The following is a 15,643-nucleotide window of genomic DNA, read 5'->3' as shown; positions in this document are numbered from 1 at the left end:
CGACGCTCTTCCGATYWCCGATTTCCCATCAATACCATTAACTCCATCTTTTCCGTCAACTCCATTCTTAATGGTTACTGCGCCTCCTGCTCCATCGGTTACAGTTGTGGTACCATCACCGTTATCTTTTACAGTTACTGACTTTCCATCAACACCGTTGGTTCCGGCATCTCCTTTAGGTCCTTTCAGGTTACCAGTTACCACCCAGGTATCACCCTGTTTAGTATAAACATCGCCGGTAGTATTGTTGATATAAGTATCACCATTATTCCCCGAATTCGCTCCAGGAGCTCCTGTGCCGCCAGTAATTGACTTCCCATCAATTCCGTCTTTGCCGATAGTCCCGTCTTTTCCATTTTTAATCGTTACCGTACCTCCTGCACCGTCAGTTACGGTAGTGGTACCATCACCGTTATTAGTTATAGTTACGGATCTACCGTCAATGCCATTAGCTCCTGCGGTTCCAGTATCTCCTTTAGGTCCTTTCAAGTTACCTGTTACCACCCAGGTATCACCCTGTTTAGTATAAACATCGCCGGTAGAATTGTTGATATAAGTATCACCATTATTCCCCGAATTCGCTCCAGGAGCTCCGGTGCCACCAGTAATTGACTTCCCATCATCTCCTTTCGGCCCATTAATCCTTGTCCATATCTTTGTCGTTGGATTATAGATCCAAGTTCCCGTATCATTATTTAATATAATAACTCCTGCCCCCGGTCCCCCTGGTTGACCAGGCTGACCGGGCGCACCCGTCTTTCCCGGTTGAGACTCAATACCGATTGTGCCGGGATCCCCTTTATCACCTTTAGGGCCGCTGATATTTGTCCAGGTATTGGTTGTTGAGTTATAGATCCAGGTTCCGTCGTCATTTGTTACAATCGTTACTCCCGCACCCGGTCCACCCGGCTGACCAGGTTTACCCGGAATTCCAGTTTTTCCTGGTTGATTTTCAATTTTTATGATGCCTGCCTCTCCTTTGACGAAGACCCATTTATTCCCATCATTATAATAAATACCAGGGACAACATCACCTTGTGTTACAGTGTTGTAAACCATCATCCCTGCAACATGCGAGGTCAACGGAAATGCATCGGTTGTCATTTTTAGCGTCACCCGGGCATGCAATAAGCCTTTATTGGAGCTCTCCAGCTCAAGAATTGCATCTTTGTTGGGCAAATTGCCGCCAGGTTTGGTGCCATCTTTAACTTTTTGCTGTGCGGATGCCATAAAAGTAACCAACATAACCGAGAAGCTTAAGAGTACGTGTTTTTTCATTTAGATGGTAGATTATTAATTTAGAACTTACTGTATTTGAATTTCTCAGGAACTCCGACTTTTTGAGAATAAGTCCCTAGTATTGTTTAATTATTAAAGTGATTGAATTATTGATGTCCGGCTAAAATGAAGCTGGTGATGTGCATTGAAAAATCTTAACCTTTTCTCTGCTGTCTAAGTGAATACTTCTTTTTAAATTTTTTATTTAACTAACTCGTACCCAAAAAACCTTTGAAAACTATTTATCTTTAGAATTCCCGATAGGCAAAAAATAATAAGCGGACTATAAACACGTTATATAAAACCATATTGACTTTTAGTGGTTGTTTAAATGCCATACAACGGAAATAATCATTAGTACTAAATAGACTAACTTTTTTATTTTAAAAAAAAGTTAGCAGTACTTAAGCTATAATTTTATTAATAAAGAAAAGTGGTGACAACACCAGTCATGGTCGGAAGAAAAATCTTCCGACTTTTTTGCGTAAAAGAGTTTGTTTTATTCGCATAAATATCTGATTATCAGTTATTTATACTTGTTTTTATGGATTTAAATTAGTATCTTAATTGCTGATAATCAATAAGATATGGCAAAATTCAAAGATCATGCTATCAGTGCGAAACATCTATTAGGGTACATTCCTGAGGCGCTGATATCAAATTTATCCCTCACTACCAAGATCGATCATTACGCGAAGGTTCTTTATGGTAATAAGCTATTCTATCTTCTGTTGTATGGCATCTTGGATAATGAAAAACTAAGTCAACGAACTTTGGAGGATACCTTCAATGATTCTGTATTCAAGGTGCTTTTTAATCTGGATGAGGATGAACGGGTACGCAGAAGCTCCATTTCAGAGCGACTTTCTAAAATAGATCCGGATTATTTTAAGCAGATCTATGAATGCATTTACGATCAATTCTCCAGTTTGTACTCCCTAACTGAAAGAGAGAAATATAATCTTATCCGTGTTGATAGCTCAATGGTTAGTGAAACCGTTGGTAAGTTGACCGAAGGGCTTGATAACAAAAGTGGTAAGAAAGCAGTGAAATATAGTATTGCCTTTGATGGAGTATTACCATGTCAATCCAATGTATTTACCTCCAAAGGCTATGCCAGTGAGGATCTTGCACTGCCTGAAGCAGTAATGGCTCATGTCAAGAAAGAAACTGATCATCAAAACATTTATGTGATGGATAGAGGTTTGCAATCAATCAGAAACATGAAAACATNNTWAGWTCSRATRNAATRWYNTTSATKWKCAGKKYCAAAGAAAATAAGAAATTCGTTGAACTGGAGTCGTTTATCAAGGAGAATCAAGACCTGGATCTAGGTGAATCCAATCTATTAAAGGACTCTAAAGTTCAATTGTATACTGGTGTAGCGGTAAATAACAAAAAGGGGAATAAACATTTCAGAGAAGAACTAGTAGATAGTCCCTTTCGTCTTATTATTGTGGAAAGCAAGTTGGATGGGAAGAAATATTGGTTTTTGAGCAATGATTTTGATCTGTCTGCAAAGGAAATTGCTCAGGCATATAGGAGACGCTGGGATATAGAAGTATTTTTTAGGTTTCTAAAACAGGAACTCAATATGAGCCACCTTGTGTCTTTGAATAAGAACGGAATACAGGTAATGTTGTACATGACATTAATGGCAGCCATGTTGGTGCTGATATATAAAAAAGCAAACAAATTGACTTACAAGACAGCAAAAAGACGGTTCTCCATGGAAATAAGGGATCTTGCTATTGCATTAATAGTTGTCCAATGTGGTGGAGACCCTGGCTTATTTTTCAAAACATGAAAAAGGTCGGAATTTCTTCCGACCATGACTGGTGACAACACCCCACTTTTTTAAACTTCTGGAAATTATACAGATTGTAAAAAAGACAGGTTCCCAATTTTATTGAGATAGAGAGGATCTTATTTTTTCATACAATAGATCTATCTCAAAGGGTTTATCCAATAGATTATCTGCTCCAGCATTTAAAGCATCCATTTTCTCCTCTTCGGTTAGTGCCGAGGAAAAAATAAGAATAGGTATATCTGGAAAACAACTAGCTTTCAAGAGTTTAATTACAGGTAGGCTATCCATTAAGGGTACACAAATACCTATCAGCAAAAGATGATACTGTTGAATTCTCAAGGCATCCTCAACCTCTTTGCTACTTGGAATTAAGTCAAATCCGATATGCCATTGATCGAAAATTTTGCTAATCAGGAAAATATTAACAACATCATCCTCAACTATCAAAACTTTAATACCCTCAATGGGCTGAAAAACCTTTAATTCCTTCATACCGCAATGTATTTATAGCTCTATACAGCTTTGTACCAATTAGAAAAAGAAAAAGTACTTCCTACATTTTGCTGGCTTTCGACTTCGAGTGTTCCCCCTTTAAGTCTGGCCAGGTTTTTAACAATAGCCAGGCCTAAACCCGTTCCTCCGAATGTAATGGTGGTCTCTTCATCAGCCTGCTCGAAATTTTCAAATATTCTTACTAAATTATCCTTTGCAATGCCAACACCAGTATCAGAGACTTCAAACCGGATTTTGAAATTGTTGTCTTTATGATCTAACACCTCTACTTTCAATTCAACATAGCCATAGAAAGTGAATTTAATTGCATTTGCAATTAAATTTATGAGAATTTGATTAAGCCTTAAGGAGTCTGCCATTATACAAGTCGGCAAATTAGAATCAAGTACCACATTCAACTCCACCCTCTTTTCTTTAGCCCTGATATTCATCAGATTAACTATTGAGGCACAATTCTGAATCAGGTTTGTTTCAGATCTGTTAATCTCGAATCTTGCAAAATTAATTTTCGACAAGTCCAGCATATCATTAATTAAGCTGAGCAATAAATTGGCAGATACCTCAAGCAATTTTGACATCTCTTTTTGCTCCGCTGTCAAAAAAGTGTGCCCAAAAAGATTTGCAATCTCAACAATCCCTTTGATCGGCGTTGAGATTTCATGACTAATATTGGCTAAAAAATTATCTTTTGCTCTTCGGCTTCGTTCAGCTTCTTCCCTTGCCTTGATTAACTCAACTTGATAAATCTGTAAAGCAATGTTCTTTTCATTGATTTCTCTTTGATGTCGAATAGATCGAACAAAAGCATCAACCTTTGCTGAAGTAATAAATGGATCAAGAGGTTTATAAAGATAGTCTACCGCACCTATATTCAGTCCCTTTACTGCATATTTCATTTCAGTGGCATGAGCAGTCACAAAAATAATAAGTATGTTTTTTGTTCTGGGATTACCTTTAAGGATCTCTACGAATTCAAAACCGTTCATTTCAGGCATTTGCACATCTACTATGGCAATAGCAATATCCATCTCCCATGATAAACGAAGTGCCTCGTTTGGACTTGAAGTTCCAATCAAGTTTATACCCGGACGCTCCAGTAAAGCTTCCAGAGCAATTACATTTTCGGGCCGGTCATCAAGTATTAATATGTTAATTCCATTATTTGCCATTCCCGATATCTTGTAAATCAATATTATATTTATCCTTATAGTGCTTTACAATTGCATCATATTTTCGCCTGATGAGTCCATCGGCATCCTTTACTAAACTAAGTATTCCCTTTGCGGTGGGGTCATCGGCCATAGTACTCGGATCGCATAAATAACTATAAGGATGAGAAACAATTGCCTGAATATAAGATTGCCAGTCCCGAGCCGGGTAGACAAATTCATCGGTTGAGCCCAGAAAACCTCTTTGATACCTATAAGCCACACGCCCCTTTGGCTTTATTTTATAATCACTTACTGAAAGGAACTGTTCAGATTCTTTTACTTTTTGCGTCAGATCCATCATTTTCAAAAAACTGAAATTTACATCCCCCCTGTACTGTTCTTTATTGATGTTCATTACATTGCCATTGCCGCCGCTTACTGCAAAACTCTGATCTCCACCCAAATTTCCGTTGTTTAAAGGAAGAAGGTATGCATTAACTGCGGTATTGGTTCTAATCAAAGAGCTACACAAGAACAATTTTACCGGCAGGTACTTTTGGAGCGTGGAGTCTTGATAATACTTAAAAAATGTATCTTCCAGTAAGTCCAGTTGAAGGTTAATAAATGCTTCTTCCGAAGGAATCGACTTATATGCAGGCGGACTACCTGTTGCTGTCCAGGTGATATCTTTTTCAGTAAATTTATATAGCACATAGGTGCCCCACTTGTCATAATAGCCCAAAATTCGCTGATCAAAATCATGATTCCCCTGCGGAATTTTAAACCCAGGTTCAGGGTTTTCTGTTGGAATTAGGTACTCCTCCTGCTTTTTACAGCTATTCATTAACACAGTTGTTATGATTAGTRWYRRTKYTGWAKNAKRSYMKMATTYYWWYWKWMAAMYCTKWNCMTSRRWTTMMAATTMSKYNGNKKAATSRTKWTNTWTCAGGGCAGAATTCCGGTCCAGCGCTGCTTTTGGTATCGGCAATGTATAACGATGGTCTCCCTTTTCAAGGGTGATGGTTTCTTTGGAACCCCCATTCTCTTCATAATAATGGGTTATGGAAGGCATACCATAACGACGTAAATCAAACCAGCGATGGCCATCAAAAGGGAACTCCCGCCGGCGCTCATCTTTATAGAAATTAAGGAGCTCATCCTTATTGTCTATGTTCACAGAAACATATGGTCTCCTTTGGTCAAACCTTGACATTCTAAGGGTATTGATATCTTTTAATGCATTCAACCTAAAAATATCATCACCCGTTTGGATGAACTTGTGAATATTGGCCTCTGCCCGGTTTAGATATAACTCAGCAACCCGGATTCCTGCCCCCCCCATGCCCCCTGCAGTGGCACAATATGCCTGGGAAGAAAATGAACCTGCAGCTACAGAGTAACTACTATAACAAAAATAAATCCTGGGACGCAGATCGGCAAGGTATACATCATTATCGGTCACACCTCTGCCATCATACAAATTCATCAGACTTGCTGAAGGTGCATATGGTGGTCTATTTGTGGCGCTAAATCCCGGAATAAGCACATTTTTAAACATGTCACCCTCGCCTCCATATCTAAAGTCAATCGGCTTATAGGCCCAGATAACCTCCTTGCTTATTTCCGGATCATAGATTCGGTTCAGATCATTGTAATTTGTACTGATGTTATATTTGTAGTAATCGTCAGATCTGAATGAAGTCAGCTGAGACAACTCAGATTTACCACTTAATGCTTTGCCTGCATATTCGATAACCATATCCCACTTTTCCTGATAGAGGGAAACTCTGGACAAAAGCGCATATGCCGCGGTTTGGTTCATTTTATAAATTCCATTCTCTTTGGGATAAGTTCCTAAAAGATCTGACGCATTCATTAGATCTGCTTCAACCTGACGATAAACTTCAGCTATTGAATTTCTCTTATACAACTCATCGGTAATCTTCATCTCAAGCTTCAAAGGAACTCCCAGGTTGCCCTCCGGATCACCTGAATTATATGGTTTACCGAACAGATTTACCAATAGAAAATAATAATATCCTCTAAGTGCTAATGCCTGTCCCTTCAGATTTTCTTTTTCAGCCGGAGATCCGCTAACCCGATCCGCATATTCTATAGCGACATTGCAACCTGCAATACATTTATATAAAATTTCCCAGGAATTGACATAGCCGGTATTGGAGAGGCCATCAGGAAGTAAAAGATCCTCAAACATGCTTGGGGCCCAGCTAAAGGGTGATCTGCCTGTCCTAACCACAGACTCATAAGCCGGTATCCCCTGCCCTCCGTTACAATCTACGTCGTCGCTTACGATATTTAACAGGAGATGAAGGTTCGTTTGGTACGGATAAGCCTCCGCTGCCATAATACTGGTCAGATTCTGAGTTGTGGTTGGTTTCAGCTCATCTTGATTTTCCTCTTCCAGAAATTTTTTACATCCACTGCATGTTAAAAGAATGCCAAGTAACAATAACGGATATGACGCTTTCACTTTCATAAACTTAAAATACTGCTGACAGATTAAATATATATGTTGGAGGTAAAGGCTGGTTTCCAGAAAGCACCTCCGCATCAACACCATTAAACCCCTTGTTCCTAAAGGTATACAGGTTGCTTAAGGTGTAACCGATGTTTATTTTTTTACTAAAAACGGTTCTTGCAATTTTTTCCGGAAGCGAATAATAAAAACTCATATTATTAATGCGCAGGTACGAAGCATTGACTACCCTTACACTGGAAAAATTGTACATCGTATAAGGAGACACAGTAATTCCCTCGGGAAGTCTTACATACTGTAATTGCTTGGAAGGTAATGAAGGAATATTAGTCAACATTTCATCTCCAGGTTTACGCCAGCGGTTATTCAACGTATTGGATAAATTATTGTATTCATTGGGAACAGTACCTACAATCTCCTGGGTAAACAATGGCGCTAATAGCTTGCGTCCTCCGAGAGAAGCATACAAATTCATCGAAAAGGTAAATCTTTTATAATTGAATGTATTGTTTAGCCCAGCTGTGAAGTCAGCGTATAAATTCCCCGCATATTTCATGTATGCTGCAGCATCGACCTTAACACTTGGGTTTTCAGCAGTTGTTGGTATATTATAAAGAGGCGAACCACTTTGATGATCAAGTCCTTTAAGATCAAAGACCCAAAACGCAGATACGGGATATCCTTGAACAAAATAATTACCTGACCTTGCATCGTTCCATGTTGGGTCAGGTTGAAGCTTGCTGGTCACCTTATTAAAGTTCCGTGCGCCATTCAGGGCAATTGACCAGTTTATTTCTTTGGACATTACCGGAATAATGTTAATCATGGCTTCAAAACCATGATTATTTAAACTCCCTCCATTGGTCGGCATCGACAAGGCCCCGTTTTCATAAGGCATTATCCTCTGTATGACGATATCTTTGCCGTTCTTATTGTAATAATCAAAACTTCCTGTAACCCGGTTACGGATCAGATTCAGGTCTAAGCCCAGGTTTACCGTCTTTGTTTTTTCCCACCTCAGATCAGCATACGGCAAAGAACTAATTTTCAATATCGGCTCACCCGTGACACTGCTGTAAGCTGCTGTGCCTTCCGGAATGCTAAGAATGAGATTAGGTCCATAATTTTCAGCAACATTTCCCTGAAGCCCATAGCTTGCCCTGAAACTAATGTTATCTGTAATCCATTTACCACCTATCGCCCAGATCGGGTTAAACCATGTACGCGTATCTCCGCCGAAACGGTTAGAAGCATCTCCTCTTAAACTCAGGCTAAAGACATATTTACTATCATAGGTATAAGTCCCGTTTAAATAATAAGAAACATAGTTTGCCGTTCGGTCCAGTTTATCAAATTTAAACCCATAGGAATAAATATCATTCTTAGAAATCTGGCCAGTACCATCTAATATTGTTGCCGGAGGGTTAGCTGTAATCCCACCTTGTTCAGGCATATAACCAAAAATAGTTTTAGACAATCCGTTATGGTGATTGCTCCTTAATTCAAATCCAAAAAGGGCAGACAAGGCATGTTTATCGTTAAAAACCGTTCCATAACTTAGTCCATTCCTCCAGGTGTAATTGGAATTGTCGTCCTCAACTGTTGCCTGTTCTCCCCCAACTGGTAGCGGGGATGACTTATATTGTATCGAATTTGAATTAAATTGACCGTATTCAAATCTTCGCCTCACGCTAATGCGGTTGGTCACCGCCGAGGCATAGGACGCTGCATGTGTATCTGAATATCCCATACCAAGAACGGACTCTATCTGGAATCCCTTTGAAAATGTATAAGCTAAACTAACTACTGAATTAAAATCCGTCTTGGTTACATTGTTCCCCGTGTTAGCGATTTCATTCAGCATATTGAAGTTATAACCCTCTTTTTTATAATAGCTTAAACTGCCATCCGTATTATAAGGTTGCAATACCCTGCTTGTTGTTCTTGCGTATTCGTAGGGATCAACTCCAAAGAAACCCGAAGTCCTGGAGCGATTTGCAGATAGTCTTAATGAAACGGAGAGTTTACTGGAAACATAGCTTGTAATATTTACATTGGCCATATAAGTGGTCATGTCATTACCCTTCGCCTCCCCATTCCTATTCAAGTAGCCAAAAGACCCATAATAGGTATTTCTATTGCTACCACCACTCATGCTAATGTTATGACTCTGACTTAAGGAAGTTTTAAAAAGCACGTCGAACCAATTGGTATTGGTTGTCTCTAACTGCTTGACTCCTGAATTAAACTCATCAAATGATTTTTCTTTCAATAAAAATTGTTTTAGCAAACCAGAATAGCCAATATCATCAAGCGGCCATTTAGATGCTAATCCCCTGTTCCATATTTCTCTTGATACATCTATCCGCTCTTTTGAATTCATCATATTCAACCCGCTGTAACCGGGTTTTTCCTGTAAAAAGAAATTGGTAGAATAATTTACTGTAACCGGCCGGTCAATTCTTCCTTTCTTGGTATTGATAACAATCACTCCATTTGCGGCTTTTACGCCATAAATCGCGGTTGAAGCAGCGTCCTTTAGTACAGTGATGTCTTCTATATCAAATGGATTTATTCCTGATACTGCCCCTCCTATATAATTTTTCAGTGTCTCCTCATTTGAGGACGTCTGATTAAATTGATTTATTTCAGGCGATTTAAATGGAAGCGGATCTTCCTGAATAATACCATCCACGACCCATACCGGCTCCTGGTTTCCCAGTAAGGTAGAAACCCCGCGTACTTTAACCGTTTCTTTGCGTCCAACCTGACCTGAATTGTTCAGTATCTCGAGTCCCGGTATCCTCCCCTGGAGCATTTGCTCAAGACTTGAATTTCCAGTCATAACCAAATCAGCCCCTTTCAGATAAGAAGCAGCACCGGTTAGCTGATTTTTCTTCAATTGTTGATAACCCGTAGACAAAATCACAATCTCTCCAAGCTGCCCCGATGAATCGCTTAAGGTGATGATCCCCAGGTCTTCCTTTGCGGACACGGTAAGTTCTTTATAGCTCAAAAACGAGATCAACAAATTTGTTCCACTGTCAATCTTATCTAAACTGAAATATCCATCGGAAGAAGTCAGCACAGTCCGGTTACTTCCCAGGACCCTTACTGTGGCACGGCTTAGCGGTGCACCTAATGGATCTGCTATCTGGCCTTTCACCTTTATTTGGCCTTTCAGTAACGGGTTTGTATTCTGAGGCTGATTTACTTTATCCTTAATCACGACCATTTTATCCTGAATTTCGTAGCGAAAAGGTAAATTTTTGAGACACTGATCAAGAACCTCCTTCAAGGGAGCATTATTAAATTCGATATTCTGCAACTTGTATTCATTAACTGTAACTGAACTCCAAACGAAACTATATCCGGTTCTCTCTTTAATGGTCTTAAAAACCTCACTCAATGTGGCATTTCTTTTCCGAAACGTTACTTTTTGAGCAAATACCACAGCACTAAAATGGACCGAAAAAACTATCGTCAGCGCAATCCCCCCCCTAACTTTCATAATCGATTCCCTCCATTAACCTGAAAAACAATGTGTTTCCTGTTCGCAAGAGCTGTTCTTAATCGTTTTTAAGCTCAGCACATTTATCTTGATATACATTTTTAAGCAATTTTGGCTCACTATAACCTTGGTTTTGGGTTCTTCAATCTGCAAATATCTAACCATATTTTATTTCTTACTCAAACTGCATTTGGGTTTGTTTGCAGTTTCCAATTTCAAAGCAGGCTGCTCCGCGCCGTTCAATATTTGCATACACTAACCTATTAAAAGTTGAAGGCCATCTTAGAGATGAAGCGGAGTTGAGCACTACCTTGGTTTCATTTGGGAACGTCGTTTTTTTTTTCCCCGGGTGTGTATCATTCGAGTAAGCAGTAGGATATGTTACAAATCGCTCCCTGCTTTGATATGTTTTGTGACCTGTTACTGAACAAAATAAAGTCATGATCATTGCCGAGATTGTATATTGAATTACTTTGTTAGCGGATTGCTTTTCTTCAGCCACGGTGATTTTTTTCTCCTCAATATTCTTTTGGATGCTGGATTGGAAAGATTTATAGTTTGCCTCAAGTTGCTCAGAACTCCAGTCACCGCTTAAAATAAAAAATAATGCAGTGGCTTTCTCCACTTCCACTTTCTTATTCGGATGCTGAATAATCCAGTGCTCCCAAAAAATACGATCCGCAGTATCATTGTCCAAGCAATAATTCAGGAAAGATTCATCTGCTAAAAAATCTTCAGTAGTGTACGATTTAAAGTCCATAATAGGGATTTACTTGTATAGAGTAAATAATCGGGCAGAGTTCACCGATTTATTTTTAAAAATTTTAATTTTAAGCAAACAATCAGCAATTGATATGAGTTCGATAGCATAATAAAAGGAAAAAGATCAGCCCCGGTCCATCATGAAACTGATCAGGCAGGTTTTTACGCAAAATCTTTATTCCCTCATGTACTTTATTATACACGGCCCTTTTTTTTATTCCGGTGCTCTCGGCTATTTCATCATAACTCATTCCATTAAAAAATCTGAATGTAATAAATTCCCGCTGACGCGGCGTTAGTTTTGTAAACGCATACTTTAAATATCGTTTTTGCGATTCCTGCTCTTGGACATCAATTATGTCATCTTCATGTGAAGGTTCACTAGATGCGTCTTCTTCAGTTAATACTTCGAACCGGCTGGCTACTTTCAAATCAGTAATAAATTGACGACGTAGCGTTGTCATCAGGTAAGATTTCACATTAGCTACATTTTTTAATTCTCCTCTCCTGTCCCAAAGCCTGATCATCAGTCCGCTGAAACTGTCCTGTGCCTGTTGCCTATCGCCGTAGAGTTTAAAACAATAATTAATGAGCGGCAACTGCAGTCTTTTATACAATTCAAATAATGCATAATGGTCTCCATATCGGAATTGACCCCATAATTCCTGATCTGTCGGTCTGTCTTCTTTCAGTCCATCATTCTCCAATGTATCGCTTACACTCATGGTTAGAATCTGTTGTTAAAATTAATCAATAAATAGCAATTGAACCTAAAAAATCACAAGGAACCGCTTAACCAGCCTTACTGTAAGATGCAGTCTCATAATCCTTTAGCTTCTTAACCATATCTCTGATGGATATATCCAATTTTTCGGCCGAGTCATAGAGTGCATTTTCCATTTCGGAATAGGCGGCATGCTTATCTTCACTAATCCTAATGACCATTATGATACCCAGTATATTGCTAAGGTATCTGCGCACTTCATGAGAGTTCATAAACAAGAGTTCATCGCTAATCCTCGTGTACATGAGTTTTTTAAACTTTCTTCTGATTTGAAAAGACCTATAAAGAAAAAAGATGGTTAATAAAACCATAACCAGGATAACCCCCATTAATATCAAATAATTACTCTTAGAGTCCAGATTCCTTTGTGCTTGCACATATTGGTCTTTAATCCGGTCATACTTTAAAAAAGTCAATATGCTTCCGCTCTTCATCAAGTTTTTAGCAGTAAGCTGGGATTGAATAGCACTCTGTTCATAATATTTCGAAGCCAATGTGGGATTCTTTTCCCTGAGGTACACTTCAGCCAATAATTTATACAAAGTACTTCTGGTAGCTCCAGGGTCTTTTATTTCTCTTGATGCAAGTAATTTCAGAATTTCAGTTCTCGCATTTTCTAACCGGTCAAACAAAAGATAAGCCCTGATTAGGTGAATCCTGGTGAATAGATTGCCAGCGTCCTTTGGATTGTCTATCACCTTTTTGATCTGATCAATTGAAGTACTATCCATTTTTAGCATGTTTATCATATAGTTGAGGCGATCCATGAGTATGGGATCGTAAAGAATTTTCCTGCTGATCTGCAATTTATTGGTATAATACTGCAACGAATCCAGATTTCTCAGGTAGAAATAAGCAATTGCCTTATTCTCATAGATGATACTGGGAATTTCTCCTTTGGAGTGTTTAAGAGAAAGCTCTGATATTTTATTCAAAGCCTCAATTCCTTCCTCATACAATTCATTTTTTACATACAGATCAGCCATATTGGTATAATTAATCACTAAAAGGGTCGTATCTCTGGATTTCTGCAATATTTTCTCTACGATTAGGTAGCTTTCCATTGCATTGGTGTAGTTTTCCAAATCCGTTTCAATAAATGCATACATGACCAGCAAGCGTACAGCTTGTGGTGTTTCCTGAGGAATTAACTTAAGTGCCTGAAGGATATAACTCCTCGCTTTTTCCAGCTTTAATGATCTTCTTGCAGCCATCGNCTSARTSWCAAAGCTCAATGCTTTTTCATTGTCAATATGACTTTTATCCACGGCAGACAATAAATTCCTTTTGTTTTCTTCCAGGTCTGCTAACTCTCCAAAAGCAATAAAGGATCGGGCCAATTCGTACAGAGAACCAGATTTTTTTTCACCGGAAAACTTTTCTATTTTCTTGAGTTCAATAGATAGTTTTTCTTGTGCCTTTAACTTAAACGAACACATCAAACCTAACAAGGAAAAAATGAGCATTAACTTTTCTTTTTTCATTTAGTCCCATCAAGAATGCGATACGTATTTAAATTTGAGAGAATGTTTAATTTTCTCACCCTGAAAGATAGAAGACATCCTGAAAAGATCAGGTTCCTGACGAGCTCTTTTGGTTCGTGATGAGCCCAAATTTGTTCATTGATAGACATGACAAAGGATTAGGTTTATTTGGTATTATTTGGTTTTTAGTTGATTTCAATCGATTGCGTTATTGTCGGATACAACGCCAAACCTGATTAGTACCAATAGAGAATGATAAATTTAAACGCCCAATCTCCAAATCGGGATAGCAATGACCTCAGGCATTAAAGAAATTATTTTCAAAAAAACGGTCTCACTCTAGTACTTCCGGCAACCTGTGTTGTATTTAATCGTTACCAATTGGGAATCAGAACAAAACACAAACGAACATTCAAATGAAAAAAACCGGCATTCTAATGCTTTCAATGGCTATTTTGGCTGTAAGTTCCTGTAAAAAAGATAAAAAGGGCACGCTTGGCTCCTGTCTGTTAACAGAAGGCAGATTTACTTCTGACAATGAAACCCAAATTGTTAACATGGAATATGATGCACTAGGAAGAGTCATTCTTGTGAAATCGGAGGGACGGGAATATGCCAATTATGTCCATTCTACCGACCATATTTTGCTTACGGAAAAAATCGAAGAAGGTGGTGTCGTTCATGATTACCCGACCAACTACGGATTGGACAGCCAGCGAAGAATATCAGTAGTAACGACACCTTCAAGCAAGACCACTTATACCTATAATCCGGAAGGTTATCTGATTCAGTCTGCCAAGGTAGCTTCTACCGGTGATTATACAAGAGTTACCAATTTAACCTATAGTGGGGGGAACTTAACAAAGATAGCGATAACCATCGATGGGATATTACGGGAAGTATATACCTATATCTATGGGGCAGCGCTGCAGTCGGCCAATTTCAGGTCATTTGATTCAATTCAGGGTCTGGAAGATTATGCAGGACTGCTAAAAAACAGTTTCGGAAAGTCTTCAAAAAATCAGGTGATCAAATCTGTTTTTCAATCCCTATACAGTAGTCATCCAAACACTTCTCCTACGATGAATTATACCTACATTAAAGATGAACAGGGAAATATCATCGGGTTCTCGGGCACTTCAGATGAGGAGTCTTTCCAGATCGCTTACAAATACAATTGTGAATAAACATCTCGCCAGAAAAACATTCATTTCAATTGGCATTCTCTAATAAATGTAATTTAAAACATCTAAATATGAAATCAAAATCAATGTTAATTATCTTGTCCCTTAGCTTCTGCTTTTGGGTAAGTGGGGTAAAATCCCAGGAAGTCATCAGCAGAGACTCTGTGCAAACGCTAAAAATAGAGAAGGAGCGAATAAAGCTGACTTCAAAGTTAAACAGCTTGAAACTCAAAATTGTCGATGAGCAAAAAGCCCAGGCAAAATGGGATGAGGAGCTTGAGGAAAAAACCCAAACCTCACTCACTTATGCAGAGAAAGCCAAACGTAAAGCCCTTGACATGAGGGATGGTGGGGTCAGCTCCGACAAAGAGGCGAAGCAAGTTGCAAAGGCAGCAGCAGACTYRAAWRAKAACGCMNAYAASNATTASTWAGCTTAATTCAAAAATTGAAAAATCTCAAAAGAAAGTAGAGAAGCTTTCAAGGGAGATTAAGAAGTTAGAAACACAATTGAGTTAATACTCTATTCTTTAAGATACCGGGAGATGGCGGGGTACGTCCGGGAATCTCCCGGTTTTGAAATAAAACAGCCCTCAGTAGTCAAGTGCAATGCAGGAAGAAATCATCATTACTAACAAACACAAATTTAATTACCCTTTACTGGATCTGGGG

Annotated in this window: 7 protein-coding genes and 2 pseudogenes; 2 read left to right on the top strand and 7 right to left on the bottom strand. The window is 38.7% G+C overall.

Annotated elements, in window-relative coordinates:
- A pseudogene (locus N824_RS02710) lies at positions 1 to 1,278 on the bottom strand (hypothetical protein); the annotation flags it as partial.
- Positions 1,279 to 2,647: 1,369 nt separating this feature from the next.
- Here N824_RS02710 and N824_RS33995 point away from each other — a divergent pair.
- Positions 2,648 to 3,085, top strand: a complete 438-nt coding sequence (locus N824_RS33995; protein ID WP_235206970.1) for a transposase — start codon at positions 2,648 to 2,650, stop codon at positions 3,083 to 3,085.
- Positions 3,086 to 3,184: 99 nt separating this feature from the next.
- On the opposite strand, the gene N824_RS33990 is transcribed toward N824_RS33995, so the two are convergent.
- From N824_RS33990 to N824_RS02675, 6 genes and pseudogenes are all read right to left on the bottom strand, one after another.
- Entirely contained in the window at positions 3,185 to 3,580 is a 396-nt protein-coding gene (locus N824_RS33990; RefSeq protein WP_048903596.1) for a response regulator, read from the bottom strand.
- Positions 3,581 to 3,600: 20 nt separating this feature from the next.
- Positions 3,601 to 4,770 carry an ATP-binding protein gene (locus tag N824_RS02695; RefSeq protein ID WP_048903595.1) on the bottom strand — a complete coding sequence of 390 codons (1,170 nt, stop codon included), beginning with the start codon at positions 4,768 to 4,770 and terminating at the stop codon, positions 3,601 to 3,603.
- A pseudogene (locus N824_RS02690) lies at positions 4,760 to 7,249 on the bottom strand (RagB/SusD family nutrient uptake outer membrane protein). The gene N824_RS02695 and the pseudogene N824_RS02690 overlap by 11 nt, the downstream one beginning before the upstream one ends.
- 4 nt (positions 7,250 to 7,253) lie before the next feature.
- Positions 7,254 to 10,760, bottom strand: coding sequence for a SusC/RagA family TonB-linked outer membrane protein (locus N824_RS02685; protein ID WP_048903593.1), 3,507 nt, complete (start codon positions 10,758 to 10,760; stop codon positions 7,254 to 7,256).
- Positions 10,761 to 10,935: 175 nt separating this feature from the next.
- Entirely contained in the window at positions 10,936 to 11,520 is a 585-nt protein-coding gene (locus N824_RS02680; RefSeq protein WP_048903592.1) for a hypothetical protein, read from the bottom strand.
- An 82-nt stretch (positions 11,521 to 11,602) separates the two neighbouring features.
- Complete coding sequence (locus tag N824_RS02675) at positions 11,603 to 12,247, bottom strand: RNA polymerase sigma factor (RefSeq protein ID WP_048903591.1); 645 nt, start codon at positions 12,245 to 12,247, stop codon at positions 11,603 to 11,605.
- A gap of 1,959 nt (positions 12,248 to 14,206) precedes the next feature.
- Here N824_RS02675 and N824_RS02665 point away from each other — a divergent pair.
- Positions 14,207 to 14,977, top strand: coding sequence for a DUF4595 domain-containing protein (locus N824_RS02665; protein ID WP_048903589.1), 771 nt, complete (start codon positions 14,207 to 14,209; stop codon positions 14,975 to 14,977).
- Positions 14,978 to 15,643 lie beyond the last annotated feature (666 nt).

Origin of the sequence: Pedobacter sp. V48 (genome assembly GCF_000523515.1) — a bacterium.
GTDB lineage: Bacteria > Bacteroidota > Bacteroidia > Sphingobacteriales > Sphingobacteriaceae > Pedobacter.
The sequence above is the reverse complement of the archived record's forward strand: the minus strand, read 5'-3'. Positions and strand labels throughout refer to the sequence as shown.

What these genes read in the sequence shown, in the direction of transcription:
- N824_RS33990 (WP_048903596.1), bottom strand. Translation starts at nt 3,580, where the DNA reads ATGAAGGAATTAAAGGTTTTTCAGCCCATTGAGGGTATTAAAGTTTTG.
- N824_RS02695 (WP_048903595.1), bottom strand. Translation starts at nt 4,770, where the DNA reads ATGGCAAATAATGGAATTAACATATTAATACTTGATGACCGGCCCGAA.
- N824_RS02685 (WP_048903593.1), bottom strand. Translation starts at nt 10,760, where the DNA reads ATGAAAGTTAGGGGGGGGATTGCGCTGACGATAGTTTTTTCGGTCCAT.
- N824_RS02680 (WP_048903592.1), bottom strand. Translation starts at nt 11,520, where the DNA reads ATGGACTTTAAATCGTACACTACTGAAGATTTTTTAGCAGATGAATCT.
- N824_RS02675 (WP_048903591.1), bottom strand. Translation starts at nt 12,247, where the DNA reads ATGAGTGTAAGCGATACATTGGAGAATGATGGACTGAAAGAAGACAGA.
- N824_RS02665 (WP_048903589.1), top strand. Translation starts at nt 14,207, where the DNA reads ATGAAAAAAACCGGCATTCTAATGCTTTCAATGGCTATTTTGGCTGTA.